Source organism: Terriglobia bacterium (assembly GCA_032252755.1).
Classification (GTDB): domain Bacteria; phylum Acidobacteriota; class Terriglobia; order Terriglobales; family Acidobacteriaceae; genus JAVUPY01.
Genome location: JAVUPY010000053.1, coordinates 1 through 26,090, shown reverse-complemented (window position 1 = coordinate 26,090; position 26,090 = coordinate 1). Strand labels below are relative to the sequence as shown.

The following is a 26,090-nucleotide window of genomic DNA, read 5'->3' as shown; positions in this document are numbered from 1 at the left end:
AGTGGTCCGATACCTCTGTCCACGTCCATCTTTGACGAGGTTGCAGATGCAGAAACTCGGAATCACGCTGGTTTTTGTTCTTTTATTTTATTCATCGCTCACCGCCCAATCGGATACCAACGAACTCGTGGTTCCCAAAGGGACCCGCATTCAAACGGACATCGCGAAATCGTTCCCGGACACCCCGCCGACCCCGTTTGAATATGACGGCAAGGTGGAGATTCCGGTACTGCTCGGGTTCACCACGGCCATCAACGCTGGCAACAAGGTCAGGGTACGAATCACGGCCGCAGACACGGACAATGGATACAGGTACGCGGCCGAACTCGTCGCCGTCACGGTCGATCACAATGAGTTCACAATTCGGACCGACCGCATACCCGTCGACCCATCCACCATGAAGGAAGTGGCCTTTACGCTGCTTGATGACCTCAAGATCGCCAGGTAGTCTTGCTCTGTTCTTCGCGCCTTCGTATCTCTGTGGTGAAGAAGCCGCTCGATCCCACAAGGACACGTACCTTTAGCCCGTAGCACGAACGTAACTCCCCGAGTCACGATTTCAGCTTCGCCAACTCCGCACTCCACCTTACAATCCAGCTTACCCGGACCCTAGTACGACAACTATGTCCCTGCTCCGTCCAACCCGGATACCGATTCTGTACCTGATTCTTGGCGTGCTGCTGCTGGTCAGCGTGGTGCCCATGTATTTCTACGCCAACCTGGTGGTGGACAAGAATCGCGAGCGTCTCAAGACCAATGAAATGCTCCTGCAGAATACGGTTACCAAGTCGCTATCGGACGACCTGGCGCACCGGCAAACGACGCTCCGCATGATGCTGGAGAACCTGGCTTCGGCCGTAAGCGTCACCAGCGGTGGCGACCTCAACGGCGAGCACGTGGCCACGCCGGAAATGCGCGCCCTGCTCGAGAAATTCGTTTCGACGTATGGCGATCTTGCCTACGCGACGCTATTGAATTCGGATGCCAAGGGCATTGATGCCGGTAAAATTCAGCCCGACGCTTTCCTTCAAAAAGAACTGGAGCAAGCTTTCGCCGCGGCTCGTGAGGGTCGTCCATACACTGGCAACGCGGTCAGCATTGGCGGGGGCAAGGACGCCAAGACTCTGCTCCTTGTCGGCCAACCGCTCGAAGCCGGAGGCCGATTCATCGGCATGGTGGCTACCGTGCTCGACCTCCAGTTCCTGGCCAAGCGCCTGACGGAAGCCAGCCAGGGCGGACTAATGCTGTACGTGGTCGATCGCCAGGGACGACTTGTCTCCGGTGGCGACGGCAATTACGCCATCGGCCAGGACATGGCGCGATTTGAGATCGTGCGCAAATTCGTCGAGCAGGGTGGACGGGCACGTTTCGTCGAAACCAGTGAATTCGCATATAACCATGACCACCGCCGCACGGAGATGCTTGGCACCTACAGCCCGGTACCGTCGCTGGAGTGGGCGGTCATCGCGCAAAAGGACCAGCGCCAGGCTTACGCAAGCGTTTATGAAATGCAGCGCTACTCGCGACTGCTTGCATTGATGGCAGTTCTGTTGAGCGTCGGGATCAGTTCATTCGCGGCACGCAATATCGCCAAACCGCTCGAGCAACTGACGGTTTCCAGCCGAGCTATCGCAAGCGGCGACTTCTCGCAGCGCGTTCACGTCACCAGCCGCACTGAAATCGGCGAACTCGCCATGACGTTCAATCACATGACCGAGGACCTCGAGCGTTTCGTGAAGGACCTGAAGCGCGCCGCCGAGGAAAACCGGGCACTGTTCTTGAACTCTATTCAGATGCTCGCTGGCGCAGTCGACGAAAAAGACCCGTACACCCGAGGTCACTCCGACCGCGTGACGAAGTACTCGGTTCTCATCGCCACCGAATACGGCCTCGAGGAGCAGGAGATCGATCGCATCCGCATTGCCGCACAGTTGCACGACGTCGGGAAAATCGGCATTGAAGATCGCATTCTCAAGAAACCCGGCGCGCTCACCCCGGAAGAATTCGAAGTGATGAAGACTCATACGACGAAGGGCGCCAACATCCTGCGCTCGGTCGAGCAACTGCGAGAGATGTTGCCAGGCATCGAGTTGCACCACGAATCACTCGACGGCCGCGGCTATCCGTTCGGCCTCAAGGGTGACCAGATTCCGCTGATGCCGCGCATCATCACCGTGGCCGACACCTTTGACGCCATGACCACCAACCGCCCCTACCAGGCGGCGATGGAACCCGAATACGTCATCCGCATCATCAACTCACTGGCATCCACCAAGTTCGATCCGCAAGTCGTTGCCGCCCTCACCCGCGCCTTCCAGAGCGGTAAGCTCCGCATCCGCCGCGCTGCAACGATGGGTCCGAGCGAACTGGAGCAAGCAGCCGAGGCACAAGGCGCAGCGACAGCAACTGCCGACTGAGTTAATCGAGCCATCGGACGATCGTACCGTCGAGCCAATGAATAACATCTCAGTTTGCCAGCTGAGTTCGCTCGCGAAAGACTGCACGAGCAGTTCCCGTCTTTCCCCGGGCACGAGGGCTCGTTGACCCGATGGCACGATCTCTTCTCTCCCTCCCGATATAATTGATCCCGTAATGATCCAGACCCTTTTTGGCAGCCTCGATCAGCCCGAGGAAAAATCATTTATTGACCGCATGAAAGAGGCGGTCACGCGCACGCGCGAGAGCCTCGCCGAGCGCATCGAAGAAGTCGTCGCCTTCAACAAGGAAATCGATCGCAACACCCTCGACGACCTTGAAGCAACACTCCTCGCCGCCGACCTCGGCACCACCACCACCCGTGAAGTCCTCGACAAGATGCGCGAGAAGGTCGACCGCAAGCAAATCGGCGACGTCGATGAACTGAAACGCGTTCTGAAAGACGAGCTGCTGGCAATCCTCACGGCGGCGACAGACAAGCCGGCAAAGAGCGTTGACGGCGAACCCGAGGTAATTCTCGTTGTCGGCGTGAACGGCACCGGGAAGACGACCAGCATCGGGAAACTCGCACACACGCTTCGCGCACAAGGAAAGACTGTGCTGCTTTGCGCGGCCGATACGTTCCGCGCCGCCGCCATCGAGCAACTGGAAGTCTGGGGCGACCGCACCGGAACGGAAGTGATCAAGACCAAGCCGGGCGGAGATCCATCGGCAGTTCTGTTCGATTCTCTGCAGGCCGCGAAAGCGCGCAACACCGACTATGTCATCGTCGATACTGCCGGGCGCCTGCACACGAAATCGAGCCTCATGCAGGAACTCGAAAAGATGCACCGCACCGCCGGCAGAATTATCCCCGGTGCGCCGCACGAAACTTTGCTGGTGATGGACGCGACCACCGGCCAAAATGGCTTGCAGCAGGCTCGCTTGTTCACGCAATCGGCTGGCGTAACTGGGATCGTGCTGACAAAACTGGACGGCACCGCGAAAGGTGGCGTAGTCATAGCGATTTCGCGCGAGCTCGGACTGCCCGTGCGCTATGTCGGCGTCGGCGAAAAGCAGGGCGACCTGCTGCCGTTCAACGCACACGACTTTGTGGAGTCGCTGTTCGCTTAGTATGTACGAGGTGCGAGGTATGATGCATTAGGCGTCCTCGTTCTTGAACCTCGCACCTCGCGCCTAGTCCCTCGTACCTTTTATGGCCCACCGCAACCACGACGAACTCTTCATGAAGCAGGCGCTGGACCTTGCGCGTCAGGGGATCGGTCTGGCGTCGCCGAATCCGTGTGTTGGGGCGCTCATCGTCGACGAGCGTGGGCGCATCGTCGGTCGTGGAACGCATACTTATGAAGGTAAGAAGCACGCGGAAATCCTGGCCATCGAAGAGGCCGGGGAGAAGGCGCGGGGAAACACCCTATACATCAACCTCGAGCCTTGTTCGCACGTCGGCCGCACCGGTCCGTGTGCCGACGCCGTAATTGCAGCCGGCATTCAGCGCGTCGTTGCTTCAATGCGCGATCCCAATCCACTGGTCAGCGGCGAGGGCTTCGCTCGCCTGCAGGCTGCCGGCATCGAAGTGCTGGAAGGCATTCTGGAAGAACCAGCGCGCAAACTTAACGAAACCTTCGCGCGCTACATCCGCACCCACGTTCCGTTCGGTATTTTGAAAACGGCAATGACGCTCGACGGCAAAATCGGCGGCGGTGGCGTCTCGCACAACCCGACCGCACTCGGCAGCGGCCACGCATCGATCTACATCACCGGCGAAGAATCGCGGCATAAAGTTCACGAACTACGTCACGAATGCGATGCCATCATGGTGGGCGTCGGGACCGTAGTTGCCGATGATCCCCTGCTCACGGACCGTTCCGGACGTCCGCGGCGTCGCAAACTCCTGCGTGTCATTCTCGATTCGCGCCTGCGCCTGCCCATTGAGTCGCGCGTGGTCCAGACCTGCGACAAGGACGTGATCGTGTTCTGTGCCTTCGGCGAGGAAAAGAAGCGCGCCGAACTTGAGAAGCGCGGCATCATCGTTGAGCAGGTACAACTCCCGGCACTGCAGGTCGTCGGCGGCAGAGATGCTCTTCCTCACGATGGCCGTCCCGATCTCCCAGAGGTGTTCCGTCGCCTTGGCGCTTTGGAGATCACGAGCGTGCTGGTCGAGGGTGGCGCGATGGTTAACTGGGCCTGCCTGCAGGCTGGTGTTATCGACAAGCTCTGGCTCTTCTTTGCGCCCAAGTTGCTCGGCGGCGAAGGCTCCGTCCCCTTCCTCTCCTCGGGCCACGCTCAACTGAGCGAAGCAATACGAGTGAAAAACATCGCTCTGCATCGGTATGGAGATGATTTCGCGGTCGAGGGATATTTACGGGATACATACGAAGAATAGGTTCTCTGATCTCCGTATTCCAAAGAAACCTCAGATTGTCTAGTCATAGGAAGATTCGTCGCCGAGCGTTATGATTTCAACTGCAATCATTCCTAACCGCTTCTCACCTGAGAACGGAGAACTGAGAACCGCTTTGTTTACCGGAATCGTAGAAGAAGTAGGTCATATCGCAAAAATCGAGCAGCGGGGAGAAAACCGCCGTCTCACCGTCGAAGCCTCCGGAGTCACCAAGGAATTGAAGACCGGGAACAGCGTCGCCGTCAGCGGCGTCTGCCTGACTGCTCTCGACATCACCTCAACCACCTTCTGCGCCGATCTCGCGCCCGAAACTTGGGTACGTACGTCTTTCTCGCGTATCACCGAGGGCGCGCTGGTCAACCTCGAACTGCCTTTGCGCACCGACGGCCGCATGGGCGGACACATGGTCCAGGGTCACGTCGACGGTGTCGGCAAATTGCTCGGCTTCGACAACATCCCCGGCACCGAGGATTACTGGCTGCACATTGAGGTCCCGCAGGAACTCGAGAAATATTTCGTCTACAAGGGCTCGGTCTCTATCGAAGGCATCAGCCTGACGGTCGCAAAACTCGAAGGCTTGAAGCTTTCCGTCGCAATCATTCCGCACACGGTTGAGATGACGAACCTGAAGACGCTCAAGCCCGGCGATCCCGTGAACCTCGAAGCCGACATCGTCGCCAAGTACTTGGAGAAGTGGTTCCGCGCCGGCCGCGAAGAGCGCGGATTGACTGTCGAGGCACTGGCGGCGAAAGGCTTCTAGCCAGGAGAGACGATCGGGTGCGACGCTATCACCATATCGGCGTGCCGACGAAGCAGGCCAAAACGGGCGAGCGCTATCTCGAGGCGTATGACATGTACGTCTCAGGATACGAGACCAGCGAATTCGGAATCGAGTGGATGCGATTCGGTCCACGAGCATCCGTACCCGAGCTCGTGCGCAACGTTCCGCATGTAGCCTTTGAGGTGGACGATCTGGAAGCGGAACTTGTAGGGCGAGAGGTGTTGATCTCTCCGAACAGTCCTTCCGAGGGCATTCGCGTTGCCTTTATCGTGGAAAATGGGGTGCCGGTAGAGTTTCTGGAAATACGCAAGGAAAACAAGTAGCCGCCGAGCCGAATTGATGAAGCACGTCCTGATCACCTCTTCGAATCCTGGTAAGCTTCGCGACTTCGACACCGTGGCTGCGCGCCATGGCGTCGAAGTCAAGTTGCTGCCGAATTTCAAATCGCTGCCGGAGTGCATCGAAGACGGCGCGACGTTCGAAGAAAACGCCCGCAAGAAGGCCGAGCACTACAGCCTGCATGCCCCCAGCGAAGTTGTCCTCGCCGACGACTCCGGCATCGAGATCGACGCACTCGGCGGCGCGCCTGGGGTGCGATCCGCCCGGTACGCGGCCACAACCGAGCACGGCAACTCCGGCGATGTCGCGAACAATGCACTCGTCCTTGCGCGCATGAGAGATGTTCCCGATGACAAGCGCACCGGCCGCTTCGTTTGCGTCATTGCCATTGCCCGCGACGGCAAAACCATCGCCACCTTCCGTGGCCAGGCCGAAGGCCGCATCCTGCGCGAACTTCGCGGCTCCGGTGGATTCGGCTACGATCCCATGTTCTACTTTCCGGCTCTCGGCAAAACCTTCGCGGAACTCACGCCCGCGGAAAAAGCAGAAGTCAGCCATCGCGGGCAGGCGTTTCAGCACTTCCTCGAGTGGTGCGATCGCCAGGGTGAGTTCTAGTCCCGGCGGAAAACGGATTAACGCAGAGGCCGCAAAGAAATAACAAGCTTCGGTTTTTTGGTTTTTCCCCTTAGCCCCTCCGCGTCCTCTGCGTTGATTTTTTCCCCTTCTCACCCGTCAGTGACTCCAATCACATCCTCCGGTTATTTTTCGTTTCTTCAAAATACGAGGAGATTGATGAGTTTTCTTGACTTGCCCTTCCTTGGAATTTGATAATCACAAGTTGTTCTTCAGCGTTCGCAAGTCATAAGGAGAAGTCCGTGGCATCTACGGTCAGTGCTCCAACCCCGGCCACCAGCAGGATTCCCAAGGGTGTGGAACCTCTGCGGGCGGGTCAGGGTCATTCGTTTTTCTGGCGTAGACTTCATTCCCTCACTGGCATCATTCCCGTAGGCGCATTTCTTCTCGAGCACCTTACCTCCAACGCAGTCGCGACCAACGGTCCCGCTGCGTACGGTGACCAGGTGAAGTTCCTCACAGGACTTCCGTTCGCGTTCTGGCTCGAGGTTTTCGGAATCTATATCCCGATCGCCTTTCACGCTGGTTACGGTTTTTATATCTGGTGGCGGGGCGACAACAATGTGAACGAGTACCCGTGGACCGGCAATTGGATGTATACCGTCCAGCGCTACACGGGAATCCTCCTCTTCGCATACATCCTCTACCACACCTGGTATATGCGCTTCACCGGCATTCACCTGTTTGATCATCCCGACGCCGCCTTCTGGAAGGTCTGGAACGAGTTCAACACCAAGCCTTGGGCTTTCTGGGCATATATGGTCGGCGTGGTCACTGCGTCCTGGCACTTCGGCTACGGCATATTCCTCTTCTGCGCCAAATGGGGAATCGTTACCGGTGAGAAGGGCCGCAAGCGTGTGCAGGCGTTTGGAGTGCTCGTAGCAGTTGCGCTCTCGGTAATCGGCGTCTACTCCGCCATGGCCTTCAAGAACCCCAAGCCATCATGGAACTTCGATCCGAACCCGAAGCCCGAGTGGCTCCAGAGCACGCACACGCAAACTGGTGAGCCGACGGCTCCGCGAACTCAGGTGCCGAACCAATAGTTCTTCTATTTGAGACAACGCGGGCTCGACCCGCGCAGGATTCATAGTATGGCCAATCCGAAAATCATCATTGTGGGAGGCGGTCTCGCGGGACTGTCTGCGACGATCAAGTGCGCCGAAATGGGCGCCAGCGTCGATCTGTTCTCCATCGTGCCGGTCAAGCGATCGCACTCCGTCTGCGCCCAGGGCGGCATCAACGCCGCCAAGAACCTCAAAGGTGAAGGTGACTCCACCTGGCAGCACTTCGACGACACCATCTACGGTGGCGACTTCCTCGCCAACCAGCCTCCCGTCAAGGCTATGTGTGAGATGGCGCCGCCCATCATCGATCTGCTCGACCGCATGGGCGTTCCCTTCAACCGCACACCCGAAGGACTGCTCGATTTCCGCCGCTTCGGGGGCACGCTCTACAACCGCACTGCTTTCGCCGGGGCCACGACCGGGCAGCAGCTTCTCTACGCGCTCGACGAACAAGTCCGCCGCTTCGAGTCGGAAGGCAAGGTCAAGAAGTTCGAGAGTTGGGAATTCCTTTCCGCCGTGCTCGACGGCAACCGCGCATGCCGCGGCATCTGCGCCATGGACCTGCGGACGATGCAGGTCGTCACTTTCCCGGCGGAAGCCGTCATCATGGCCACGGGCGGTATTGGAGCTATTTTCGGTAAATCCACCAACTCGGTGGTTTGCACCGGATCGGCGCAGTCGGCACTCTATCAACAGGGCGCGTACTACGCCAACGGCGAATTTATCCAGGTGCACCCAACGTCGATACCCGGCGAAGACAAACTTCGCCTGATGTCGGAGTCAGCGCGTGGCGAAGGTGGCCGCGTGTGGGTGCCGAAGCAGCAGGGGGACAAGCGCAATTGGAAGAGTATCCCCGAGAGTGAGCGCTGGTACTTCCTCGAAGACTGGTACCCGAAGTATGGCAACCTCGTGCCCCGCGACGTAGCGACCCGAGCCATTCACAAGGTCGTCTACGAGCACCATCTCGGCATCGACGGCCAGCCGATGGTCTACCTCGACCTGACACACATCGACCGCAAAGTCCTCGACAAGAAGCTCGAAGGTATCCTGGAAATCTACGAGAAGTTCGTCGGCGACGATCCGCGCGACGTGCCGATGAAGATATTCCCCGGCATGCACTACACCATGGGCGGGCTCTGGGTAGACTTCAACCAGAGGACGAATATTGAAGGCCTATATGCCTGCGGGGAGGCCGATTACTCGATCCATGGCGCAAACCGTCTCGGCGCGAATTCTCTCGTCTCCTGCATCTACGGCGGCTTCATCGCCGGGCCGGAAGCCGTGCGCTACGGGCAGAACACCCTGAAATCCGCACCGGCGACCAACGGCTGCTACGACAATGAACGCAAGCGCCAAGAAGAGATCAATGCCGGCCTGATGAAGTCGTCGGGAACGGAAAACCCGTTCCGCATCTGGAAAGAGATGGGCGACATCATGTCGAAGAACGTGACCGTGACTCGCTACAACAAGAACCTGCAGGAGACCGATGCGAAGCTGGTCGAGTTGCTCGAGCGCTATCGCAACGTGAACCTAAGCGATCGCGCGGCATGGGCGAACACGTCGTTCGCGTTCACGCGCCAGCTTTACAACATGCTGCAACTGGCGCGCGTCATTACCCAGGGTGCGGCCATGCGCGACGAGTCGCGCGGGGCGCACTACAAGCCAGATTTCCCAGAGCGCGACGATGAAAAGTTCCTGAAGACGACGAAAGCATACTTCGCCGCCGACGCCGACGAGCCGCGCTTCGAGTTTGAACCCGTGGATGTCTCGCTGATCAAGCCGCGTCCGCGTAGGTACGACGCAGCGACATAAACTGGTGCTTCGCGAACGAAGCGAGGGATCTGTTGTTCTGGTTGTCATCACGGTGGGCTTTAGCCCACGAGGGATCTGCTTTTCGGTCCGCTAGCACGGACCTTTATACGAGCTGAATACGATGCCAAAAACCGTACTCTTCAAAATCAAGCGACAGGACGCACCCGACTCCAAGCCCCGCTGGGAGGAGTTCGAACTGACATGGAAGCCCGGAATGAACGTGATCTCCTCCTTCATGGAGATCGCGCAGAACCCGGTCACCAAAGACGGCAAGACGACCACACCGATCGTCTACGACTCCAACTGCCTTGAGGAAGTCTGCGGGTCCTGCGCCATGCTGATTAACGGCAAGGCGCGTATGGCCTGCTCGGCGCTCGTCGATCAATTGGAGCAGCCCATCACGATCGAGCCGTTCTCGAAGTTCCCCGTTGTGCGCGACCTTTCGGTCGACCGCAGCGTCCTGTTCGAAAACCTGAAGCGCGTCAAAGCCTGGGTTCCCATCGACGGCACCTACGACCTCGGCTCTGGCCCGCGCATGACGCCCGAGGAGCAGGAAGGCACCTACCCGCTCTCGCGCTGCATTTCCTGCTGCTGCTGCATGGAGGCCTGTCCGCAGTTCAACGACAGCACCGGCTTCGTCGGCGCTGCCACCATCTCACAGGTGCGCCTGTTCAATACCCACCCCACAGGCAAATCGCTGAAGACCGAGCGCCTCACCGCGCTCATGGGCGATGGCGGTATCCAGGAGTGTGGGTACGCGCAGAACTGTGTCGAAGTCTGCCCCAAGGACATCCCGCTAACCAAGTCAATAAGCGAGGTCGGCCGATCAGTTATGAAGAAGGCAATACTGGACTTCTTCCGAACATAGTGTTTCGAGGACGGCACGGCCTCAAGCCATGCCGTTGAACGCGAAATAATGGGCTTTTAGCCTCTGAATACCTCTACTCAGCAGGACATGTACTATTTGTCGGTACGAGTGACCCTTCGTGTGGCCAAGTGTTACCAATGGGTAGGCTCTTTAAAAGGAACTCTGGGTTACAATCGCTAAACCTTAGGCATCCAATTCAGGGGTAAGTAGTTGATATTTCGAAGATGACACGACGCACTATCATCTCCGCCGTTGTAGCCGTCCTTGCCGCTATCCTTTTGCTCCCGGCCCAATCGTATGCCGCCCAGTCGCATTCATCTCGTGCGCGTTTGCGCCGAGCTCATTATCGTTATCGTCACTACCATCGTTATCGTCACATCGTTTGGAATCCTCTGCTGAAGGGCTCGCACGAATCCCTCATCCGCCAGAACGAAGAGATCGACCGACTGGAGCTTCCGCGCATCCAGAACGACGCCGAACTCGACCAGTTGATCGAAGAAGGCCAGCTCGTCCAGATCACCGAGGAGCCCGGCCTGCACATCGCCGGAAACCTCAAGCCGAATCGTCGCTACTCGAAGGCATGGACCCGCGATTTTGTGGAAGACCTCGGACAGGCCTATTACGAGGAGTTCGGCAGCCAGATCCAGTTGACGTCCGCCGTCCGCACGGTCGACCAGCAGAAAAAGCTTCGCCGCCGAAACCGCAATGCCGCCCCCATCGAAGGCGACACCGCTTCATCGCATCTCGCCGGGCTGACCGTCGATCTCGGCAAGCGTGGCCTGACCAAGAAACAGCACCTGTGGCTTGAGAACTACCTGGCAAAACTCCGGGAACTGGGCCTCGTTGAGGTCGCCGAGGAACGCCGTCAAGCCTGCTTCCACGTCATGGTCTCTGAGCGCTACAGCGATTGGCGAACACAGTTGTATGGAACGACGGAGTCTGCAACTACCTCCGGGACGGATCAGTCAGCACCAGGCACCTCGGAAGAAACTGCAGCGCAGCGGTAAGTAGCCTGGCTTCTACTCTGACTTGTCCTTTCTCATAATTTCCCTACAATAGGCGGATGCGTTTCCCAACACTTGCTGCAGTCCTGCTGCTGGTAGCCACATCTGTTGCCCAGACCAAGCCCATGACGAACACATCGAACCCAAAGAAAACGACCGCGAGCGCGGCGACAAATTGGAGAGCCATTCACGAATCAGCCATCATTGTCGACACGCACGCCGACACCACCGGACGTTTTCTCGACGAACACTTCGATCCCTCCACCGATGCCGGCTTCGGCCACTGGGATCTCTCGCGCGCGAAGAAAGGCAATCTGGGTGCGGAATTCTTCTCCATCTGGGTGGACCCAGACAAGTACAAAGGCCAGTACGTGCAGCGCGCCATGGACATGATCGACTCCGTCTATGAGACCGTCGCGAAACACCCGAACGAGATGGTTATGGCCTACTCCGCCGCCGACATCCGTAAAGCCCGCACTGGACCGCACAAACGCATTGCGGCACTGCTGGGCCTCGAAGGCGGACACCCGATTGAAGGAGACATGGGCCTGCTGCGGGATTACTATCGGCTCGGCGTTCGCTACATGACGCTTACATGGTCGAATTCGCTCGACTGGGCGCAGTCTTCGGGCGATTACAAGAAGGACGCTGACGGTAAAATCATCGACCCCGGCATGACCGATTACGGCCGCCAGATTGTCCAGGAGATGAACCGCCTTGGCATGATCGTCGACATCTCTCACGTCAGCGACAAAACGTTCTACGACGCGATCGCCACCAGTCGCGCGCCGGTCATTGCCTCGCACTCGTCCGCGCGCGCTCTCACAGACGTTCCGCGCGACATGACCGACGATATGCTGAGAGCGCTCGCGAAAAATAACGGCGTCGTGCAGGTGAACTTCAATTGCGGCTTCGTCAGCAACAAGTACAACCAGGAAACGGACCAGTTCGCCAAAGATCATCCGGATGAGATTCAGAAATTGCACGAACTCGAAAAACAATACAACGATGGCAAGATCGACGAGAACCAATTGCAGGACTACCAGGAAAAGCTAAACAGTCAGATTCCTCGTCCGCCGCTCAGCGATCTGATCGATCACATCGATCACATTGCCAAGGTCGCCGGGGTGTCGCACGTCGGCATCGGGTCGGATTTCGATGGCGTTCCATGCCTACCACAGGGCATCAACTCCGTCGCCGACCTGCCGAAGATCACCGAAGCCCTTGCCGAACGCGGCTACACGGCGAAGCAACTCGACATGATTCTCGGCGGAAATCTGCTACGTGTCTTCGCAGACGTTGAGAAGACCGCGCGGCAGATGCAGGCGGAACGCAAATAACTGAGTTCAGAATAACTCCGTGCCCCACGTCTGCCGCAGTTAGCAGACGTGGGGCTTTTCCATTCTGAACCTCGACCAACCTCCATTCATTGCGCACACTCGATTCCATCTCTACAATGACCTCGAATTGGAGGATTCATGCGTAAACTCAGCGTAGTCATTCTCCTCGCCCTATTCTCGTTTCCAAGCTTTGCCCAGACAAATGAGCCAGCAAAGAAAGCCGCGCCGCCGGCACGTCCCAAGGCCATCATTCAAACCAGCCTCGGAAACATCACCTGCACTCTCTTTCCCGACAAGGCACCACTCACCGTCGAAAACTTCATCGGCCTAGCCGAAGGTACGAAGACGTGGAAGAATCCCGTCAGCGGTGCGACCAAGGAACACACGCCGCTGTATGACGGCACAATCTTCCATCGCGTAATTCCCGGCTTCATGATCCAGGGCGGCGACCCGGCGGGCAACGGTTCCGGCGATCCCGGCTACAAGTTCAAGGACGAGATCACCGACCTGAAATTCGATCGTCCCGGCCGCCTTGCGATGGCGAACAGCGGGCCGAATACCAACGGCAGCCAGTTCTTCATCACCGAGGTCGCGACGCCGCACCTGAACGGCCACCACACCATCTTCGGCCAGTGCGACGACCTGGCTCTGATCGAGCACATCGCTAGCGTCCCGCGCGACGCCAACGACAAGCCACGCAACGCCGTCCGCATCCGGCACATCAAGATCGTCCAACCCGGCGCAGCCGCCGAGAAAGAGGCGAAGAAATAGGCCTGCTCGGTGCCTCGTTTCCGCTGACTGCCGGATGTGGGGCACCTTTTCCTACCCACCCCCTATTTTGCGAATCTTTGTTTTCGATATTTTACGGAAATTTTGTCCGCAAAATATTGAGCGACAAGGGTTTAAATCTGAAAATATCGGAAGGGGATTTGTTTTCAGGAACTTGCGCACGGAAAATGTGTTTTCGTTCTTCGTTCTTCGTTCTTCGAGAAGGCAAAACCGGGGCGGCGGGGAATGCAAAAGCAAAACTAGAGCGCTGAGCCTCGGTGGAGGAGTTGAATGGCCCAGGAGTTTGACTCCGGGCGATGGAAGGCGCACATCTTCCTGTTTTCATTCAGGGGGACGTCAGGGTCGAAGACCCACATCTGCTAACGGCGGCAGATGTGGGGCACCAAGCCGTGCCCGCCTAAAGCAGTGCGCGGGTTGAGAAAGATCGGGACAAAAGCTACAGCGCCCACTAGGGCGCCGCTGGTGGACTGATCCATGGTCAGGATAGCGAAACGGGGGGAGAGAGTCTGTGACGTCGATCAGAAAATTTCCGGGTGATTCCCAAAACGGGAATTCCGAAATCGGGATAGATTATGGTATGCCCTGTTATCGCCCGCCATTTGCATAGAACGAGAAGTTACGCCACGGGAGCTCGTTGGTAGTCACGAGCCGGAGTCGATATCCACCGTCATTTCTGCTTATCATCCTCCGAAAAATAAGGAACAAATCTTACTTGCTCGATCGGATACTCTCGCGTCGCGAGGTCGTGGGGGTTCTGAGTCAAGGCCCGGCATACACTCAAAACTGCGTTCATCGCACCAAGATCATTGCTCACAACTTGCGCCGTTGCAGTCCCCCTGCTCCTTAAGTACGCAGCGACCGTCTCCGCCTCGACCCCTACGCCCAATGGCGCCGTGTCGGAGAAACTAGGCTTCCGTACATCTCCGGACGATGTCACTACTGCCAGAGCAGATTCGGAACCAATCTTTATCCGCTTCATATACGGGTCGGCGCCCCACCTGGAAACACTATGTGTTCCTGCGGTCAGGCTAAGTAGAGCGGAATCGTACCAACATTGACTTCGGCTTTCGTCATTAATTGATCGGTCAACATTACTCGTACCTATCGGCGAGACAGTGCCGTTCCTATACAGCACATGCTGATATTCGTAGATCGAACGTGCAACGGCGTCAGACATTGCTGAGAAGTGCGAATTCTCGGAAGAATCCGCTTCAGGATAATAAAAGGCGAATGTCAAAGGTACGTAACCCTGCGCATCTCTAATAACGGTCTTTTCGTACATGGTTCCTTCGGGCACCAGAATCATGGTCACCTTCAGTGGCCGCGGAACTCGCCCCGTAAGGTACTCCACTGTCTTAAATGCCCTTTTGAAAGCTTGCTCCCAGGTCGCAGCCGGAAGAATGCGACGGTCGTCGGTGGCTGCTCTGTCCACGTGAGACTTATGTTGCCATCCCATAGCTGACGGCGCGAGCGATGGTATGGTGCGTACTTCCCATTCCCAATTCTCTGTGCGTCCTGATGAGATCGTCACCGATGGCACCTCCCTCAGCCGCTTGCTACCATTTAGCCGCGTGAATGAGTGAATCTTGTACCCCATTCCAGCCCTACTGACGCCCACGCCCCACACCTGAGAATCAGCAGCGTGCATTATCTCCCGGCGGAGGCCGTATCGATAATGCACGCAACTGGTCGAAGCAAGTATCAGGGCGCTCATACAGAACCAAGCCACACATTTGCTTCGTTGCATTAGGTCTTTCACCTGAATATTGAAAACCCCTTTTTCTTATGACTCTACGATCTGGTAACGCTCGCGGTTAATTGTCTCCAGGAGGCGGTTGTGAAATGCAGCCACCACGTTCGGGGCACGGTTGCGCAGGCGGATCCCAACTCATCGAGGAAGCCGCATATATGACACCGAGATATTGTGCACTGCTAAAACAACTCGGATTACTGCCTGTCGTATTCACATCTGTTGCAGCAACGACAATAACGTCTATGCTTGGATACTGGGTGAATTGCTGCAACCAGTTGTGTACCGCCGTCGGATCCTGGGCATAGAGACTTGTTCCTCTGACCACATGCGCAAAGTTCTGTTGCCCAACGATCTGTCCATTCGTGAGGTCCTTCACGCTCACTGTGGCAGTGCCCGTAGGGGAAGAGATCGTGGCTCCCGATAAAGACAAGGAAAGGAGTGCCTGGTTCGCGTCAAATCCGATGAGATCACTACCTGAAGGGTCCCATGTGATTGTATGCGTTAGCGTGATCTTGGCACCTTCCTTTTGGCTCCACCCTGGTTCAATCTTGGTCTCTTGCTTGGGGCATGCGGTAATCATGAGAACTGATGCTGCAACTGCTGTTAGTAGACAGATTCTGAGTAATTTCTTCGACATCTGATCCTCTGGTATCTTGAATTGGACTTCGACGCCGACAGCACTCCTTGGCAGTCTGGTTGACAGGGTAGCGTGGCGCGGCAATATTGCGTTACGCAAGTTGATTCTGTTACGGAATCGGAACAAACAACTGAGTGTCGCTCACGATTTTCTCGGGGCCGGTACCTCGCTCATTCAGCACGAAGGCTGGTAGCCCAGCCTTTTATTCTCTCCTTGCCGCGTTTCTTCGACGCTTGCCGCATGTCGCACTTTCGACTGCATGCGAACACGACGCTCACCCGGTTCATTCTCGGAGCAGGCGTTAGCTCGAAATAGTTAGCGTGATATCGTGTGCCTGTTGAAAAACTCATTTCAGTCGGAATTGCTTAAAAACCCATCGCGTCAGGATGCCCTATAAACGACGTTCTCGATTTCCGAGACATTTCTGGTCTCCAAAATTGGGGTTGATTTTCGACATTTGGGACCACGGAAAGAGTTTTTCGACAGACACTCGTCTTCTCATAATCTATCGCGAGTTTCTGGCTGCCTTTTGCCCTACCGCGAACTCCCATTTACACTAGTACTGCGCCGGTTTCCCGGCGCAGTTTCTTTCGGTATTCCTGATTCCCCGTGCCCTACGCCTGCTGCAGTCAGCAGAGGTGGGGATATAAAAACAATGCGCAAGTTTCAAGGTGTAGGAACCAATTCGTAACGTCTCGTACTCGTACCTCGCACCTTGTACTCGCACCTGACTTTTTAAGGAGAGACCATGGCACGTGAGCCCGGACTTTATGCGACCCTGAAAACCAGCGAAGGCACCATCGTCTGCCGCCTGTTCGAAAAAGACGCCCCCAAAACGGTGAAGAACTTCACCGACCTCGCCGAGGGCAAGCGCGACTGGAGCGACCACGTGAGCCGCAAAAAGGGCCCCGGCCCTCTCTACAGCGGCACCGTCTTCCATCGCGTCATCCCGCAGTTCATGATCCAGGGCGGCGACCCGAGCGGCACCGGCATGGGCGGCCCCGGCTACAAGTTCGAAGACGAAACCAAGGGCTCGGCGCACAAGTTCGATAAGGCGGGCAAACTCGCCATGGCGAACTCCGGCCCCAACACCAACGGCAGCCAGTTCTTCATCACCGTCGCGCCCACCGACTGGCTCACCGGCAACCACACCATTTTCGGCGAGGTCATCGAGGGCCAGGACATCGCGAACAAAATCTCGCAAGTGCCCCGCGGGGCGCAGGACCGTCCGAAAAAAGACGTTGTATTGGAAAAGGTGACAATCGAAAGAGTGTGAAACCAGCAGTAAGCAGTCAGCACTCAGCATTCAGTGATTTAGGTGATTGCACTTCCCTTTACGCTGAAAGCTGATTGCTGAGTACTTGCCGACGATGTGCAATGGCCTTGATAATCCAAACCTCCTGGTTCTCGCAAGACGGCCCCAGGCTACTCTTCTTCCTGACCTGCGCCATCGCTGTGTTCGCGGTCGCTCGCTGGGCTGGGAAGAAATCGGAAATCTCTTACACGGTTCCCCCGCCTGCCGATCCCGGCCCGAAGGTATCCTTCGTTCCGGTGCCTGATCCCGACGGCGACATTCATCCTCGCATGCTCATCGGCGGCGTCGAGATTCGCGCATTCTATTTCAAGACTTTCAACGCGCTCACCGGGCCGCCGGATCCCGAATCCTTCTGCGACGAGCTGACCGTCGAAGTCGAATATGTCGAGACCGGCAACCGCAGCCAATGGGGATTCACCGTAGGCACTCCGAAGGGCTTCGAAATCACTTTGCGCGAGAAGAATTGGAAGTTTCTCTACAGCCCGGCCGTCTTTGTCTTCGAAAAGTACGACCTCACGAAAATTCGCGAGGCCGTTGTCGAACGCATCGAAATCGATTCTTCCATCAAGCCCGAGGACACATCGAGCATCGCCGACCGCGTCGGCTGAACCCGGTGTATCTCCGTGTCCCACATCTGCCGTATTTAGCAGACACTGATGCGGCTTTGCCTACTTCGCTGCCCGCAGATACTTTCCTGTACTCGCGTCGATGATGCCGATTCCCTGCGTCTCCTTCAGGCTTGTGCCATAGGAAACGTACCAGGCAATTGTTTTACCGTTTGTATCGAGCGCCAGGAAGTAGTACACCGACTGCTTCGGATCCTTCTTGAACAGGGACGCTCCACCGTGTTCCTGGGCGATAGAGAATGCCTTGTCCGAATCCACCTGGACATACAATGGGCTGAACCCATGGATGACATCATTGGGGGACAGCGGCATCTCTCGGTCTCCGGTGACTCCAAATGGCGGGGCATCTTTCAAGCGGCTGCCCGAGCAGGTGAATGTTTTCCACGCCCTACCACTGGCTGATGCGAACGTTCCTTTCCAGATCGTCGATTTGCCATCGGAACCGGTGGTTTCATCGTTCACTTGTGATTCCAGGCGGACCGGGACCGCGTCCATCTGCCACCGCGCTGCCATGTCAGCCATTCGCGTTAGACAGGCCTTCGCGGTGTAAGGAGCCGGCTGCTTTACCTCTACGGGTTCGGCTTTGGGCTGTTCCGAGGCGACCGGGGCCGGCTTTGAACCCTGGCAGGAAATCAGCAGGACTGCAATACATAGTAAGAATGCAAAGGCGACTGCCTGGCGAACTCTTGGCATAGCTCACCTCCTGATAGTTTGCGTACCGGAGTTTACTGGCGCGCCTTCGCGGGGAATGTGCCATGCATCACATCTCCGCGTGAGATGTTGCAAGACTGGGAACCCCGAGGCCGGATCGACAAATCGCACAAAAAACTCCCGCCATTAAGACGGGAGCTTTTCTTCCACCTTGTACCTTAAACCTTGTGTCTCTACACCCCGATCACGCCGACTAGGTCCTTTACCGCGGCCGCGCTCTTGTTCAACGCCGCCTGCTCTTCGGCTGTCAGCTTGATCTCAATGATCTTTTCGATGCCGCGCTCGCCCAGTTTCACCGGCACGCCGACATAGAGACCGTTGATCCCGTACTCGCCTTCCAGGTAGGCTGCGCAAGGCAGGATCTTCTTCTTATCTTTCAGGATCGCCTCCACCATCTCCGTCGCAGCCGACGAAGGAGCATAGTACGCCGAGCCGGTCTTCAAATAATTGACGATCTCGATACCGCCGTCACGGGTGCGCTTGATCAGCCGGTCGAGCGTGGCCTGGTCCATGAGTTCCGTAATCGGAATTCCGGCAACCGTCGAGTAACGCGCTAGGGGAACCATCGTGTCTCCATGACCACCAAGCACGAACGCCGTAACGTTCTCCACGCTGACATCGAGTTCTTCCGCGATGAAGCTGCGGAAGCGCGCGCTGTCGAGCACCCCGGCCATGCCGATCACGCGGTTGCGTGAGAAGCCGCTCAGTTTGAACGCGGCCTGCGCCATGGCATCCAGGGGGTTCGATACGACGATGATGATGCAATTCGGCGAATACTGCACAACCTTGCCAACCACATCTGCCATGATTTTGTGGTTGGTCTTCAGCAGATCGTCGCGGCTCATGCCCGGCTTGCGCGGAATACCCGCGGTGATCACGACAACGTCGGAGTTCGCGGTGTCGGCATAATCGTTCGTGCCCTTCACGTGCGAGTCCCGCTTTTCAATCGGCATCGCCTCGAGCAGGTCGAGCCCCTTGCCCTGCGGTACGCCGTCAATGATGTCAATTAGAACGACGTCGGCCAACTCCTTGGAAGCGATCCAGTGTGCCGCGGTCGCCCCCACATTGCCTGAACCTACGATGGTTACTTTCTTGCGCATGGAGTTCCTTTCCTATGAAGTGGCGCGCATAACCTGCGCTGGCTGAAATGAATACCGGATCTGTAAATCTAGTACAAACGGTGCCCCACATCTCCGCGCATTTCGGAGATGTGGTCTTAACTTCTTTGGAAACAGCTTCCGTGCTCCACGTCTGCCGTGTTCAGCAAACTTGGGTCTTCCCTGTTTATCGCGCCGCCGTCGAAACCATCGACGCCATGTTTTCGATGATATGCGACGCAAACTCGCTCGTCTTCACCTTCGTGGCCCCTTCCATCATCCGATGGAAGTCGTACGTAACTTTCTTCTGCTCGATCGTCCGGCGAACGCCTTCTTCGATCAGGTTCGCCGCTTCCGTCCAGCCCATGAACTCGAACATCATCACGCCCGAGAGCATCACGGATCCCGGGTTGATCACATCGAGATCGGCGTACTTCGGCGCCGTCCCGTGCGTGGCTTCGAAGATCGCGTGCTGCGCCCCGATGTTCGCGCCCGGCGCGATCCCGAGTCCGCCGACCTGCGCCGCCGCCGCATCGGAAAGATAATCGCCGTTGAGGTTCGGCGTAGCCAGCACGCTGTACTCGTCCGGACGCGTCACGATCTGCTGGAAAATCGAATCCGCAATGCGGTCGTTCACCATCAGTTTCGATTTCCACTTGCCGCCGCCGTGGGTGGCATAGATCGAATCGAGCACGGTCTTCACTTCTTTGTAGACACTCTGGCGAAAATCTTCGGGCGCGAACTCCATACCCGGTTCGACTGCGTTCGCGTTCTGCTCAACCGTCCATTCCGGATGCTGGTCTTTATTGTCGAGAATCCAGCTTTCGCGCTCAGTCACAACCTTGTCGCGGAACTCCTCGGTCGCGAGTTCGTATCCCCACTTCCGGAACGCTCCTTCCGTGAACTTCTGGATGTTGCCCTTATGCACCAGCGTGACTTTCTTCAGCCCGTTCTTCAGCGCATATTCCAGCGCCATCTTCACCAGGCGCTTCGTTCCGGTGACGGAAATCGGCTTGATGCCGACGCCGGAATCGAGGCGGATCTGCTTCTTGCCGCCCTTCAGCATCTCGTTGTTCAGGAAGGCGATCAGTTTGTCGCATTCCGGTGTTCCCTGCTCCCACTCCACGCCGGCGTAAACGTCTTCTGTGTTCTCGCGGAAGATCATCAGGTTCATCAACTCCGGCCGCTTCACCGGCGACGGCGCACCGTAGTACTTCACTGGCCGGACGCACCCATAAAGGTCGAGCAACTGGCGCAGTGCCACGTTCAGCGAGCGAATTCCTCCGCCCACCGGTGTCGTCAACGGCCCCTTGATGCCTATGCGCAGGTCGCGGAACGCCGCCGTGGTGTCATCCGGCAGCCATGTATCGAACATCTTCTTCGCCTTCTCCCCGGCGAACACCTCGTACCATGCCACTTTGCGCTTGCCGTTGTAAGCCTTCTCTACCGCGGCATCGAACACCCGCACGGAAGCCTTCCAGATGTCGCGGCCCGTGCCGTCGCCCTCGATGTAAGGAATGATCGGGTTGTCGGGGATTTCGAACTTCCCGTTCTTAAATTCAATCTTCGCCCCGCTGGTTGGGAGCCGCACTCCGTTGTATGTCGTTGCCATCAGAAACCCTCCGAAACTCGACCTGCAAAAGAACGATTGTATGGAGACCGCAACCCAGCCCTGTATGACATCCGTCACAATCTGGAGTGATTTTCGGAACACACCTGTCGCGTGATATCCGTCAGAACCGCATGTGACAGAATCGGAGCCGGACGCGGTAGAAAGCCCTATTTAAAGTTACCACCGCACTCCCAGCGCGCACAATCTGAAGCCCGCTCTCGGCGCCCAGTTCGAGTTGTTTGAGCAACCCTCGTATCGCCGCTTATAATAGAAAGATTCCGCAGCTGTCCGGAAGCGTTCTGTGGGGACTTGACTCCGCTCAGCAATCTTCCGCGCTGCGACCGGCCAGATTGGGAATGTCCACGGAATCCATTACAGTTCGCGGCGCGCGCGTTCACAACCTGAAGAACATCGACTTCGAGATCCCCCACAACACCCTTACGGTGGTCACGGGAGTCTCCGGGTCGGGTAAATCGTCCCTCGCCTTCGACACCATTTACGCCGAGGGCCAGCGACGCTACGTTGAGTCCCTCTCCGCCTACGCCCGCCAGTTCCTCGAGCGAATCGAAAAGCCCGACGTCGACATCATCGACGGCATCGCGCCCGCCGTTGCCATCCGCCAGAAGAACCAGACGCGCAACCCGCGGTCCACAGTCGCCACCGCCACCGAAATCTACGACTACCTGCGCCTGCTCTTCGCCCGCGTCGGTCGCACTTTCTGCGCGAACTGTGGCACGGAAGTGCGTAAAGATACCGTCGACGAAGTCGCCGACAAGATCATGGCGCTCGGCGAAGGCACTCGTCTCAACGTTCTCTTCCCTGTCCAGCCTCCGCCACCGCCATTGGAACCCGAGAAGAAACCGCGCGGCCGAAAGAAAGCCGCACCGAAATTCGATATCACCGAAGGCCTCAAAGCCAGGCTTGGCGAACTCCGCAAGCGCGGGTTCAACCGGCTTTTCCAGAACGGCAACATTGTCGAGTTCTCTTCCCCTGAATCCCTGCTCGAACTCGACTTCTCGAAGCCCGTCTTCGTGCTCCTCGACCGTATCGCGCTCGAACCCGAATCTCGCCCACGCGTCGTCGATGCCATCGAGACCGCCTATCGTGAATCCGGCGAGATCGTCTTTCAGACCGCACCGCGCGACGACTCCGCTCCACAAACCTTGCGCTTCGCCCAGCGCTTCGAGTGCAAGCAGTGCAACATTCGCTACGAAGAACCTGAGCCGCGCCTGTTCTCGTTCAACAACCCGTACGGCGCCTGCCCCCGCTGCCAGGGCTTCGGCAACACCATCGACTACGACATGGATCTGGTGATTCCAAATCCCGGTCTGTCGCTGGATGAAGGCGCCGTCGATCCCTGGACCAAGCCGCAATACGAATGGAACCAGGCGCACTACAAGAAGGGCATGCGCGGCAAAGTTCGCTGGAATGTTCCCTACGCCGACCTCTCGGCCGAAGAGCGCGCCATCGCCGCCAAAGCGATTCAGGAATTCTTCACGGAAGTGGAAGCCAAGAAGTACAAGGTGCACGTCCGCGTGTTCCTGAGCCGCTATCGTGGCTATGCCGAGTGTCCGGATTGCGGCGGCGCGCGGTTGCGCCGTGACGCGCTGAACGTGCGCATCGCGGATAAAACGATCGCCGGCGTCGTGAAGATGAACATCGAGCACGCGTACAAATTCTTTGAATCGCTGGAGCTGTCGCCCGAAGAATCGGCGATCGCCGACAAAATCCTGGTCGAGATCCGCCAGCGTCTCAAGTTCTTAAACGACGTCGGCCTGGATTACCTCACGCTCGACCGTCTTTCTTCCACCTTGTCCGGCGGCGAGGCCCAGCGCATCCAACTCGCTACGTGCCTCGGATCGCGGCTGGTTGGCGCTTGTTACGTCCTGGATGAGCCGTCCATCGGCTTGCACGCCCGCGATACCGGCCGGCTGATTCGCATCCTCGAAGAATTGCGCGATCTCGGCAACACCATCGTCGTTGTCGAACACGATGCCGACGTAATGCGCTCCGCCGACCACATCATCGACATGGGGCCCGGCGCGGGCGAGTTGGGCGGCGAGGTGGTGTTCGAAGGTTCCTACCGGAAGATCATCTCCGACGGCGCCGTCTCACTGACCTCGCGCTATTTGCGCGGCGATTTACGCGCGGCTCAAATGTCCGAGGCTCGCGAAGTAGACCCGCGCCGCACGGTGAAGTTCTACGGCGCACGCGCTCACAATCTTAAAGGCATCGATGTCACGATTCCGCTCGACATGATGGTCGCGATCACGGGCGTGTCGGGCTCCGGCAAGTCGACTCTTGTGCATGACGTGATTTACCGCTCGCTCTCTCAGCGCCTGCGGCAAGCCGACGCCGAAGGCTACGACGAAAACCAGGATCAGAAGGCTGAAAAGGTCACGTGCCGCCGCATCGACCGTGCAGAGCTGGTGCGCGAGATCGTTCTGGTGGATCAATCGCCCATCGGCCGGACGCCTCGCTCCAACCCGGCCACGTACATCAAGGCCTACGATCTGATTCGCGAGCTCTTCGCGTCCACGCCCGAGGCCGGCAAGCGCGGCTACAACGCCGGGCATTTTTCGTTCAACATTCCCGGCGGCCGCTGCGAGAATTGCCAGGGCGATGGCACCGTCACAGTGGAAATGCAGTTCCTCGCCGACGTAGAGCTAATCTGCGAAGAGTGCAAAGGCACGCGGTTCAAGAGCGCGATTCTCGACATCCCGTATCGCGGTCTGAATATCCACCAGGTGTTGCAGCTTACGGTGAAAGAGGCGATGGGTTTCTTTCACGATTCCAAGCGTCTCTACAACAAGCTGAAGGTGTTGGCCGACGTTGGCCTCGGCTATTTACGTCTAGGTCAATCCGCGACGACGTTGAGCGGAGGCGAGGCGCAACGCGTGAAATTGGCATCGCACCTCGCACAGGCCACCTGTAGCGGGACGCTCTTTATCTTCGATGAGCCGACTACCGGCCTGCATTTCGACGACATTGCGAAGCTGCTCGCGGCATTCCAGCGCTTGATCCAGAGCGGCGGCAGCGTGCTGATCATCGAGCATAATCTGGACGTGATCCGCAACGCCGATTGGGTGATCGACCTGGGACCCGAGGGCGGGGAACGCGGCGGGCAAATCGTCGCGGAGGGCACGCCCGAGCAGATTGCGGCTGCGCGTAATTCCTATACTGGACGATACTTGAAAGAATATGCCGCAAACGCCGCACGTTGAGTCGCACTTCACAGCTTCGGAATTCGTGCGCGACATAGTTATCGGAATGGCCGATGGCCTCACCGTTCCGTTCGCCCTGGCCGCTGGGCTTTCCGGCGCCGACACCACCACGCGCATTATTGTTGTGGCTGGTCTCGCCGAAATAGCCGCCGGCTCCATCGCCATGGGCCTCGGCGGATATCTGGCCGCGAAAAACGACGCCGACCATTATGCCAGCGAGCTGCGCCGCGAAGAGCACGAAGTGAAGGAGCTTCCTGAAATCGAGGCTCAAGAGGTGCTCGAGGTTTTCGAGACGTATGGCCTTTCGCATGCTGAAGCCGTTCCAATTGTCGACTCGCTCCGCCAGCGTCCCAAGCAATGGGTGGATTTTATGATGCGCTTTGAACTCGGGCTTGAGGAACCAGATCCCAAGCGAGCACTGCGAAGCGCCTGCACCATCTCAGGAGCGTACATCGCAGGCGGCTTGATTCCTCTGGCCCCCTACATGCTGATGAGCTCGGCGAATGCAGCGCTCATCGCTTCCGTGATTGCAACCATCGTCGCGCTTGCCCTGTTCGGCGCGGTCAAAGGACATTACACCGGCATGCCACTGGCATCCAGTGCTCTGCGGACGGCGTCGATCGGAGGGTTAGCGGCTGCGGCTGCGTTCGGTATTGCCCACTTGGTCTCGGCAAAGTAGCGTCAAGTTCGTTATGCTACGCGCAGAAGACCGTCTGCTAAACGACGAATCGCAGCCTAAGAAAAATTTTTTCCAAGAATCTCTTGACGCGCTACGCCGTTTAACGGTATAAAACGGTTTCCCCCATTTTCATGACGATGATGTTCGCGGGTCCAGTCTTGGGCTGCGAGTACGAAAGGGAATGTCAATTGACGATGTCAGCCGCGCTTGCTGTTGTCGAGAGTTCGCGTTTCTTAGAAGCTCCCATACCGAAACCTTCATCCGATGAGCAATTGCGCGACTTGATCCACGACTTGCGCCAGCCGCTCAGCTCCATTGAAGCGATTGCGTATTATCTGGAGATGACATTGCCCGCCGATCAGGTTCAAGCGCGCGAACACATGACGCACTTGCAGAATCTCGTACAACAGGCGAGTGCAATGTTGGAACAAAGCGCCGCTCTTGTGCGCAAGCCTTGCGCCCGGGCTCACAGTGCGGGCATATAGCGCTTAGCCGTTCTCCGCTTTTCCCAAACGCTTTTGCAACTCCGCAACTTGTTCCCGCAGCTTGGGCAAGCGTGAGAGGTTCGCCAATTGCTCTAAGTGCTCTTTGAGAGGCCGCGCGGGTGTTCCCCAAACCACCTGGCCCTTGCGCACGATTTTCGAGGTAAGGATTCCGCATCCGGAACCGAGCACCGCGCCGGTTTCGATTCGCGCCTTGTCTCCGATTCCCACTTGACCACCGATCACCGCATCATCCTCAATGACGACACCGCCGGAGAGGCCGGTCTGCGCGGCGATGACCACGCGTTTTCCGATCGTGCAGTTGTGCCCGATGTGAACCAGATTGTCGATCTTGACGCCGTCGCCGATGCTCGTAGCGCCAAGCGCTGCGCGGTCGATGCAGGAATTCGCGCCGATCTCCACATCGTCGCCGATCTCCACGCGCCCGATCTGAGGGAACTTCTCATAACCGTGCGGCCCGCGAACG

The 26,090-nt window shown here is 57.6% G+C and carries 24 protein-coding genes; 18 read left to right on the top strand and 6 right to left on the bottom strand.

All coding sequences use genetic code 11. The annotated features are described in order from the left end of the window. The first annotated feature begins 46 nt into the window (after window positions 1–46). The 13 genes from ROO76_12695 to ROO76_12635 all read left to right on the top strand — a co-directional run bounded on the left by ROO76_12695 (window position 47) and on the right by ROO76_12635 (window position 13,449). On the top strand, window positions 47–448 hold the full coding sequence (locus tag ROO76_12695; GenBank protein MDT8069014.1) for a hypothetical protein: 402 nt from the start codon (window positions 47–49) through the stop codon (window positions 446–448). A gap of 175 nt (window positions 449–623) precedes the next feature. Further along, window positions 624–2,417: an HD domain-containing protein gene (locus ROO76_12690; GenBank protein ID MDT8069013.1), complete on the top strand. Its 1,794-nt coding sequence runs from the start codon at window positions 624–626 to the stop codon at window positions 2,415–2,417. Between the two features lie 175 nt (window positions 2,418–2,592). After that, window positions 2,593–3,549 carry a signal recognition particle-docking protein FtsY gene (ftsY, locus tag ROO76_12685; protein MDT8069012.1) on the top strand — a complete coding sequence of 319 codons (957 nt, stop codon included), beginning with the start codon at window positions 2,593–2,595 and terminating at the stop codon, window positions 3,547–3,549. A gap of 82 nt (window positions 3,550–3,631) precedes the next feature. Beyond that, entirely contained in the window at window positions 3,632–4,819 is a 1,188-nt protein-coding gene (gene ribD, locus ROO76_12680) for a bifunctional diaminohydroxyphosphoribosylaminopyrimidine deaminase/5-amino-6-(5-phosphoribosylamino)uracil reductase RibD (protein ID MDT8069011.1), read from the top strand. A 70-nt stretch (window positions 4,820–4,889) separates the two neighbouring features. Continuing rightward, window positions 4,890–5,597, top strand: coding sequence for a riboflavin synthase (locus tag ROO76_12675; protein MDT8069010.1), 708 nt, complete (start codon window positions 4,890–4,892; stop codon window positions 5,595–5,597). A 17-nt stretch (window positions 5,598–5,614) separates the two neighbouring features. Beyond that, the gene (locus ROO76_12670; GenBank protein MDT8069009.1) at window positions 5,615–5,941 is read left to right on the top strand and encodes a hypothetical protein; all 327 of its coding nucleotides are present in this window, start codon (window positions 5,615–5,617) and stop codon (window positions 5,939–5,941) included. 16 nt (window positions 5,942–5,957) lie between these two features. Next, window positions 5,958–6,572 (top strand): RdgB/HAM1 family non-canonical purine NTP pyrophosphatase, encoded by a 615-nt coding sequence (gene rdgB, locus ROO76_12665; protein ID MDT8069008.1) that lies wholly within the window; start codon window positions 5,958–5,960, stop codon window positions 6,570–6,572. A 260-nt stretch (window positions 6,573–6,832) separates the two neighbouring features. Then, window positions 6,833–7,633: a succinate dehydrogenase gene (locus ROO76_12660; GenBank protein MDT8069007.1), complete on the top strand. Its 801-nt coding sequence runs from the start codon at window positions 6,833–6,835 to the stop codon at window positions 7,631–7,633. A gap of 48 nt (window positions 7,634–7,681) precedes the next feature. Continuing rightward, window positions 7,682–9,466 carry a succinate dehydrogenase flavoprotein subunit gene (gene sdhA / locus ROO76_12655; GenBank protein MDT8069006.1) on the top strand — a complete coding sequence of 595 codons (1,785 nt, stop codon included), beginning with the start codon at window positions 7,682–7,684 and terminating at the stop codon, window positions 9,464–9,466. Window positions 9,467–9,587: 121 nt separating this feature from the next. Further along, the gene (gene sdhB, locus ROO76_12650) at window positions 9,588–10,334 is read left to right on the top strand and encodes a succinate dehydrogenase iron-sulfur subunit (GenBank protein ID MDT8069005.1); all 747 of its coding nucleotides are present in this window, start codon (window positions 9,588–9,590) and stop codon (window positions 10,332–10,334) included. A 224-nt stretch (window positions 10,335–10,558) separates the two neighbouring features. Continuing rightward, complete coding sequence (locus tag ROO76_12645) at window positions 10,559–11,341, top strand: DUF5715 family protein (protein ID MDT8069004.1); 783 nt, start codon at window positions 10,559–10,561, stop codon at window positions 11,339–11,341. A gap of 56 nt (window positions 11,342–11,397) precedes the next feature. Next, window positions 11,398–12,678, top strand: coding sequence for a dipeptidase (locus ROO76_12640; GenBank protein ID MDT8069003.1), 1,281 nt, complete (start codon window positions 11,398–11,400; stop codon window positions 12,676–12,678). Between the two features lie 138 nt (window positions 12,679–12,816). Next, window positions 12,817–13,449: a peptidylprolyl isomerase gene (locus ROO76_12635; protein MDT8069002.1), complete on the top strand. Its 633-nt coding sequence runs from the start codon at window positions 12,817–12,819 to the stop codon at window positions 13,447–13,449. Between the two features lie 685 nt (window positions 13,450–14,134). Here the strand turns inward: ROO76_12635 and ROO76_12630 are convergent. Beyond that, on the bottom strand, window positions 14,135–14,773 hold the full coding sequence (locus ROO76_12630) for a hypothetical protein (GenBank protein MDT8069001.1): 639 nt from the start codon (window positions 14,771–14,773) through the stop codon (window positions 14,135–14,137). A 508-nt stretch (window positions 14,774–15,281) separates the two neighbouring features. Continuing rightward, window positions 15,282–15,857, bottom strand: coding sequence for a hypothetical protein (locus tag ROO76_12625; GenBank protein MDT8069000.1), 576 nt, complete (start codon window positions 15,855–15,857; stop codon window positions 15,282–15,284). Between the two features lie 748 nt (window positions 15,858–16,605). Between ROO76_12625 and ROO76_12620 the strand changes: the two genes are divergently transcribed. Next, window positions 16,606–17,133 (top strand): peptidylprolyl isomerase, encoded by a 528-nt coding sequence (locus ROO76_12620; protein ID MDT8068999.1) that lies wholly within the window; start codon window positions 16,606–16,608, stop codon window positions 17,131–17,133. Window positions 17,134–17,234: 101 nt separating this feature from the next. After that, window positions 17,235–17,780: a hypothetical protein gene (locus tag ROO76_12615; protein MDT8068998.1), complete on the top strand. Its 546-nt coding sequence runs from the start codon at window positions 17,235–17,237 to the stop codon at window positions 17,778–17,780. A 60-nt stretch (window positions 17,781–17,840) separates the two neighbouring features. Here ROO76_12615 and ROO76_12610 read toward each other — a convergent pair whose 3' ends face one another. The 3 genes from ROO76_12610 to ROO76_12600 all read right to left on the bottom strand — a co-directional run bounded on the left by ROO76_12610 (window position 17,841) and on the right by ROO76_12600 (window position 21,218). Beyond that, a complete protein-coding gene (locus tag ROO76_12610; protein MDT8068997.1) occupies window positions 17,841–18,491 on the bottom strand; it encodes a hypothetical protein in 651 nt (216 codons plus the stop codon). 191 nt (window positions 18,492–18,682) lie between these two features. Next, the gene (gene mdh, locus ROO76_12605) at window positions 18,683–19,609 is read right to left on the bottom strand and encodes a malate dehydrogenase (protein MDT8068996.1); all 927 of its coding nucleotides are present in this window, start codon (window positions 19,607–19,609) and stop codon (window positions 18,683–18,685) included. 184 nt (window positions 19,610–19,793) lie between these two features. Then, window positions 19,794–21,218: an NADP-dependent isocitrate dehydrogenase gene (locus ROO76_12600; GenBank protein MDT8068995.1), complete on the bottom strand. Its 1,425-nt coding sequence runs from the start codon at window positions 21,216–21,218 to the stop codon at window positions 19,794–19,796. Window positions 21,219–21,574: 356 nt separating this feature from the next. Between ROO76_12600 and uvrA the strand changes: the two genes are divergently transcribed. The 3 genes from uvrA to ROO76_12585 all read left to right on the top strand — a co-directional run bounded on the left by uvrA (window position 21,575) and on the right by ROO76_12585 (window position 25,606). Continuing rightward, window positions 21,575–24,442, top strand: coding sequence for an excinuclease ABC subunit UvrA (uvrA, locus tag ROO76_12595; protein MDT8068994.1), 2,868 nt, complete (start codon window positions 21,575–21,577; stop codon window positions 24,440–24,442). Beyond that, window positions 24,420–25,121, top strand: coding sequence for a VIT1/CCC1 transporter family protein (locus ROO76_12590; GenBank protein MDT8068993.1), 702 nt, complete (start codon window positions 24,420–24,422; stop codon window positions 25,119–25,121). The genes uvrA and ROO76_12590 overlap by 23 nt, the downstream gene beginning before the upstream one ends. A 194-nt stretch (window positions 25,122–25,315) precedes the next feature. Then, the gene (locus ROO76_12585) at window positions 25,316–25,606 is read left to right on the top strand and encodes a hypothetical protein (GenBank protein ID MDT8068992.1); all 291 of its coding nucleotides are present in this window, start codon (window positions 25,316–25,318) and stop codon (window positions 25,604–25,606) included. 3 nt (window positions 25,607–25,609) lie between these two features. Here ROO76_12585 and ROO76_12580 read toward each other — a convergent pair. After that, a partial coding sequence (locus ROO76_12580; protein MDT8068991.1) for a DapH/DapD/GlmU-related protein occupies window positions 25,610–26,090 on the bottom strand: 481 nt, incomplete at its 5' end.